The 6,559-nt window shown below is 59.8% G+C and carries 4 protein-coding genes and 1 pseudogene; 4 read left to right on the forward strand and 1 reads right to left on the reverse strand.

Going from position 1 to position 6,559, the window contains the following annotated elements:
• Positions 1 to 148: 148 nt before the first annotated feature.
• The 3 genes from B7R22_RS20335 (at position 149) to B7R22_RS16795 (ending at position 4,133) form a co-directional block, all read left to right on the forward strand.
• Positions 149 to 367: a DDE-type integrase/transposase/recombinase gene (locus B7R22_RS20335; protein WP_116412848.1), complete on the forward strand. Its 219-nt coding sequence runs from the start codon at positions 149 to 151 to the stop codon at positions 365 to 367.
• A gap of 438 nt (positions 368 to 805) precedes the next feature.
• Positions 806 to 2,515 (forward strand): aspartate-alanine antiporter, encoded by a 1,710-nt coding sequence (gene aspT, locus B7R22_RS16790; RefSeq protein ID WP_116412849.1) that lies wholly within the window; start codon positions 806 to 808, stop codon positions 2,513 to 2,515.
• Between the two features lie 22 nt (positions 2,516 to 2,537).
• Positions 2,538 to 4,133, forward strand: coding sequence for a bifunctional aspartate transaminase/aspartate 4-decarboxylase (locus tag B7R22_RS16795; RefSeq protein WP_116412850.1), 1,596 nt, complete (start codon positions 2,538 to 2,540; stop codon positions 4,131 to 4,133).
• Between the two features lie 613 nt (positions 4,134 to 4,746).
• Here B7R22_RS16795 and B7R22_RS16800 read toward each other — a convergent pair.
• Positions 4,747 to 5,180 (reverse strand): annotated as a pseudogene (locus B7R22_RS16800) (DUF1003 domain-containing protein).
• A 299-nt stretch (positions 5,181 to 5,479) separates the two neighbouring features.
• On the opposite strand from B7R22_RS16800, the gene B7R22_RS16805 reads away from it, so the two are divergent.
• Positions 5,480 to 6,406: a multidrug DMT transporter permease gene (locus B7R22_RS16805; protein WP_253259145.1), complete on the forward strand. Its 927-nt coding sequence runs from the start codon at positions 5,480 to 5,482 to the stop codon at positions 6,404 to 6,406.
• The last annotated feature ends 153 nt before the right edge of the window (positions 6,407 to 6,559 follow it).

Consider the following 6,559-nt stretch of genomic DNA (forward strand, 5'->3'; position numbering starts at 1 on the left):
AGACCATGAACGACCCAACCACCGCGATCGAGGAGGTGACAACACTGCCCGAACTCATCGCCGCCTAAGCTTCAACCACTGACCTCAACCGGCAAAGCGAAAGCACACCACTCGAGGGGACGTCACCAAGAAATGGAAGACGACAACAGTGATCGACCTTGCTGATGTTTCCTCGGTCGATCTCGTGAAACGACAGTGGGACACCGGCGCTCTGAACCAAGTTTGGGCGGGTGACATCACCGATTTGAGAACGTGGGAGGAATGGGTCTATTTAGCCACCGTCATCGATGCGCACAGCCGGCGCGTGATCGGCTGGGACAACAGCATGGCCGAGAGCTTCTTTGCGACGCTGAAAACGGATTCCTAATACCGCCGCCTTTGGCCCACCTGGACTCACGTAACTCGCGACGTCGCTCACTGGATCGAGGACCGCTACAACCGCCGCCGCCGCCACTTTGCAATCGGGCAAGCCACTCCGGTGGACTTCGAGATGCAAGACTCATCCCAAGTAGCAGAGATCCAACTCGCCGCTTAACCCGCGTCCACTCCCCGGGGTCGGCCAGTGGGCGTTCAGGGGGTTGTGGGGGAGTGGGGCGGACGGGTGCCGCGGATGGTTGGGACCAAGGACCCTGTGTTGGGTGTGCGGTAGGTGGTTGACTGTCGGTGCTGCTCGCGATTCCGGTCACGTTTCTTCGCGGTTCTGCTCGGAGCTCGGATCTCGCCGGCGCGGTGCCGATAACCGATTGAGAAACGAGCCTGCCTCTATGACAACGTCCCCTCCCGGCCATACCCGTCAGACTTTCCTGTGAACATCATCGGTGATCTCTTCACCGCCCAACCACTTGTAGCCTTGTTCATCACAATCGCTCTGGGCTATGTGGTCGGAAAGATCCATATTGGCAGTTTTACGCTCGGGGGTGTCGCGGGAACGCTTCTGGTTGGTGTTGTTATAGGTCAGATCGGTATCACCATTGATCCGGGTATCAAGACCATTTTTTTCGCCCTGTTCATCTTCGCGGTGGGTTTCCAGGGCGGCCCGCAGTTCTTCCATGCGCTGAATCGTCGGTCGCTGAACCAACTCGTTTCTGCTTTCGTGATGTGTGTTGCGGGGTTGGGTACGGTGCTTGTTGGGGCTTGGGTGTTTGGTCTTGACCGGGGGCTTGCTGCTGGGCTGGCTAGTGGTGGGTTGACCCAGTCCGCGATCATCGGCACGGCTGGGGATGCGATCGGAAAGCTTGGGCTTTCCCCTGATGTCACCAAAACGATGCAAACCAACGTGGCGGTCGGCTACGCCATCACCTACATTTTCGGATCCCTCGGGCCCATCATTTTGGTGACCTGGTTCCTGCCCGCGCTGAAACGCTGGGATATCAGGGCTGAAGCGGTCAAGCTCGCAGCGACGATGTCGGGCGGTCACACCGAACTCGACCCGGGAACGTTCAACGCAGTCCGGCCCACTGTCACGCGTTTCTTCACCCTGGATAAAGCTCGAGGCTCTAGCGGAAAGACTGCGCTTGAGGTTGATGCGGCCCTCTCTGACGCGGCGGTCGAGGCCGTCGTTCGAGGCGGAGCAACTATCCCTCTCACCGATAAGACGATTCTGCAAGACCGGGATCTGGTTGCTTTGTCCGGGAGGGCTGAGGCAATGACGCGGGCCGGAGAACTCCTCGGCGAGGAATCACCGGCACCTGACGGATTCCGGCTGGTGGAGGAAGCCCGGGAAGTGATCTTGACCAATAAGGCCCTCACGTCACGACCGATCAGCGAAATACGTAAGCACGTGAACGTGGGCCTGAGCCATGGCGTGTACCTCACCAACGCCAAACGGATGGGAATCGATCTGCCGCTGTTGGACAACCTCGAACTCCACCGGGGCGATGAACTCCACTTCGTGGGACGTCCCGCCGATCTTGGCCGGGTGCAATCCAAAATCGGGTACATCATCAGCGCCGCAGCCCGCACCGACTACGTCTTCTTCGGCATCGGGATGACGGCCGGTCTGCTGATCGGGCTGATCACCCTGACCCTGTGGGGGGTCCCGATCGCTATCGGCAGTGGTGGCGGGTGCCTCATCGCCGGCCTCATGTGCGGATGGCTCCGCAGCGTCCACCCCAGGTACGCAGCCCTCCCGTTGGGCGCGTCGAACTTCCTCCGCGACTTCGGGCTCGCCGCGTTTGTTGGGATCGTCGGTATCACCGCGGGGCCGCAAGCTCTCGTCGCGATCCAGCAGCACGGAATCACTCTGTTCCTGCTCGGGGTCGCCGTCACCCTGATCCCGACAGTCTTCACATTCTTCTTCTCCTACTATGTGCTCCGCATCCGCAACCCGATCGAAGCGTTGGCCTGTGTCGCGGGCGGACGAAGCGCGAATCCGGCCTTCGCGGCGCTGCTCGAGAAGGCAGGAAACTCCACCCCTGTGGTCTCGTTCACCGTCACCTACGCCGTCGCGAACGTGTTCCTGACCTTGTGGGGCCCCGTCATCGTGGGCCTTGTCACCAAAAATGCTACAGCCTGACCGCCCACAGAGAGAGACCACAATGCCAGCCGAGGACTATTCCAGCTTCACCAATCTCAGTCCGTTCGAACTCAAAGACAAACTCATCTCTGTCGCTTCATCCGACGCTCAACGACTGATGCTGAACGCAGGGAGAGGCAACCCCAACTTCCTGGCCACCCTCCCACGCTGGGCCTTCCTGACATTGGGCGAGTTCTCCATGAGGGAGTCCGAACGCTCCTACTCCTACCTCGACAGCGGCTTCGGAGGTCTACCCGAACGAGACGGCATTGTGGGGCGCTTCGAAGCCTTCGCCGCCCATCAAGGCCACAGCAAAGGAGTGACGTTCCTGCGATCAGCGCTGTCTTACGTCAAGGATCAGCTCGGCCTTGACCGCGACGAGTTTCTCGTCGAAATGGTCGGAGCCTTCCTCGGTTGTACCTACCCGACCCCGCCACGCATACTCCGCCACGTCGAGGAAATCGTTAAGGCCTACCTTGCCCAGGAAATGTTCGGACCCATCACCGACCAGGGTGAGTTTTCCGTTTTCGCCACCGAAGGCGGAACCGCCGCGATGGCGTACATCTTCAACAGCCTCACGGCCAACGGGCTCATCCACCCGGGCGACAAAATAGGCATCGCCACCCCGATCTTCTCCCCGTACCTAGAAATTCCTGTCCTCAAGGAATACGGCTTGGAGATTGTTGACATCCGAATGGACCGGACGGCTGATTGGCAATTGCCCCAAGACGAGATCGACAAGCTCCTGGACCCGGCAATCAAAGTGTTCTGCGTCGTGAACCCCAGCAACCCGCCGTCATCAAAACTCTCCACCACCGTGCTCGACCAGCTCGCCGACGTCGTCGAACATCATCGCCCGGACCTCATCATCGTGACCGACGACGTCTACGGCACCTTCGCGGACGACTTCGTTTCTCTGTTCGCCAGATGCCCGCACAACACCCTCTGCGTGTACTCGTTCTCGAAGTTCTTCGGAGCGACCGGCTGGCGTTTGGGCGCTATCGCCCTTCATACCTCGAACATCATCGACGAACTCTTGGGCGACTTACCAGAGAGCGAGAAGACCCGTTTGGACACCCGCTACGAATCGCTGACCTCAACCCCACGCGAGTTGGCGTTCATCGACCGGCTCGTCGCCGATAGCCGTGCCGTCGCCCTGAACCACACTGCGGGTCTTTCAACACCCCAGCAACTCCAGATGGCTCTCTTCGCGCTTAATGGGCTGATGGACCGGCTTGGGCAATACAAAACTGCGGCCAAACAGCTCATCCGACAGCGCTACCAGACCCTGTACTCTAGTATCGGCGTCACGGCTGAGTTCGAACCAGACGACGTGAACTACTACAGCCTCATCGACCTCCAGGAACTCGGCCGCCGACTCTACGGAAACGACTTCGAGAACTGGTTCCTCAGCCAGGACCTCGGCACCGAGTTCCTCTTCCGCCTCGCCGAGGAAACAGGAGTCGTTCTCCTGCCCGGCAAAGGATTCGAAGTCGTTGACACCTCCGCCCGCGTCTCACTCGCTAACCTCACCGACAACGAGTACCGCGCAATCGGTGCCGCGACCCGCCGCATCGTCGACGAATACCACGACACGTTCACCGCCACCAAGCAATAGGCCATCCCGGCCCCTCGAGGGTGGGCCTGTGCTGCACGCAGAACCGCACGCTCCAGTCAGGTTCGATCATTGAGCAGGATTAACGCTTGCGCCAAGGAAGTCTGCTCTGATCCTGTGAGTTCAGTGGCGTGCGCCTCTTTCGGGGGTAGCGTCGCCGGGGTGATTCCTCTTTCGAACGTCAGTGAGCCGCTTTGGGACCTTCTGGTTGAGAGCGGGTATCTGAACACCACGGGACTGTTTGTCTTGCAACGCACGGAGACTGTCCAATCGCGGTGGCGAAACCCCGCCCACGCCGCGAAGGTCTGGCAACACGGCGGCCTGTTCAGCCCGGCGAGTACGACCCCATTCGGGAATGGCCACGAAACCATCACCGCCCCATCACCTCAACGGCTGACTATGCTGCCAGGCGACGCTGACGGCAAACAGTCTTGCCGCCGCGTCACGTTCATCCGCCGTCCGGCGTAACTGCCGGAGGCTTGACCGGGACGGGACCTTCGAACCGGTCATCGTGCAGAAGCACCAGCGCCGACTCACGGGCGTCGGCGAGATGGTCATGTCCCTCAAATGTCCGCCTTCTTCAGACGTGCCGGCGGGGGCATGATCGCAGTGTTGGTTATCCCTTCTCAGCTTTTGCTGACGGTGCGGCCGGGCGGTGGTTTACGAGGTCGCGGAGTTCGGTGATCATTTGTTTGTGTTGGACGCAGAGCTCGATGAGGCGGTCGATTTCTACTTTCGACGCGACGTTGGTGTCGAAGTCATGTTTAGCCATCGCGGAGCTGATGGCGTCTTGTCGTTTCGCTGCGATCAACAGAATCGCTCCCTGGAGGCCGGCGAGCATTGACAGGAACAGGTTCAGGAGAATGTAGGGTATGCGTCCCACGACTCGTTGTGCAGGAACACGGAGTTGATGACCGCCCATAGCACCATGATCAGGACGAATGAACCGATGAACAGCCAGCTGCCCATCCCGTTACGTAGGGCATCTGCCGCCCGCTGCCCCAGGGTCAGTGTCTTTGTGTGCTCGTCATGCCAGTTTCTGATCGTCATGAACCCGATGATCCACCCACAACCTGTACAGGTTGAGGCGTGGAGAGTTCCCCCCTCGTCCGAGGACTTTGCGACGCCAAAGAAAACACCGAGTGTCGTGAAAGCCCGACACTTCGCATAAGAAGCTTGCCCAGACCCGGCAGCCCGATCTCGTCGTCACGTCATCACCCCAACGGAACCGAGCAGCCTAGGGTTGCATCGCGGTGGCGGCTGCTGGCATCTGACCGGATGGCCGGGTTGGCTGCGATGATCAACTTGATGAACATGCGCATGAATTCAGAACGGCAGGAGGACAGCTCGTGAGTCTTGAACTGGTTTCGCTCAGCCCCATGCAGGCATTAGGGATACCGGTTGCTCTGATCGGATCTGTCTTCCTCGCCGCGGGAACTGAGTTCCAACAACACGGTGTCAGCAAAATCAACGCGCGAGCTCAGCAGCACACCCGGTCGGGTCTCGGTATCCAGCAGCTCGCAGCCCTGGTACGCAGGCCGTCATGGCTGATCGGCACCCTGATGCTCGGGCTCGCGGTCGTTTTCCAGCTCTTCAGCCTGTATCTCGCACCCCTGACCGTCGTGCAACCTCTCGGTGCAGCGGCCCTGATTATTACTGCGCTGATCACCGCCCGCGTCACGAAAACGAAACTTAGCAAACCTGCGATCCGGGCCATCGCGTTCTGTGTCGGGGGGATAGGCCTGTTCGTCACCGTCGCCGCACTGACTACCACCACGATCCCTATCACGAACACTCAACTCGTCATTGTTTTGATGATTCTGGGCGTTGTCCTGCTGATCTTTGGTCTCGCCTTCGCGTCGCTTCGGAAACGATTCACCCGCATCTTCTACGTCGTTGGCGCCGGAGTACTATTCGGTTTCGTCGCAACACTCGCCAAAGTCCTCATCACCCGCGTCCAAACCATACTGCAGGGCGGTTTTCACCTCACCCCCGCCGACGTACTGACTCTGGTCTGCCTGCTCGGGCTCGCAGCCGCCGGGATCCTCGGCTCATACTTCGTGCAAACCGCGTACGCTTCAGGCTCCCCGGAAGTCGTCGTCGCCGGACTGACAGTCATCGACCCGCTGGTCGGCGTTACGATCGGAATTATTGTTCTCGGCGAAGCGGCCGGAGCACCACTCTGGGCGAGCTTCGTGTTCATCATCGCCGGAGTCCTCCCGATCTATGGCGTCATACAACTATCCCGACAACACCCACAAGACACGACTCAGTAGCCCTATGAAACACTCGCGAGAAACTTGGGACTGTGCTGAATTCGGTGTTTCTGGCCTAACGCGTCGGGCGTGTGCCTGGCGGGGAAGGTGCCGTGATGACGACACTGGATGTTGTGAAGAGAAACAAGCCGGAGCCCTCTGCGGAGGAGCTCG

It is taken from the genome of Subtercola boreus, assembly GCF_003399635.1.
Lineage (GTDB): Bacteria > Actinomycetota > Actinomycetes > Actinomycetales > Microbacteriaceae > Subtercola > Subtercola boreus_B.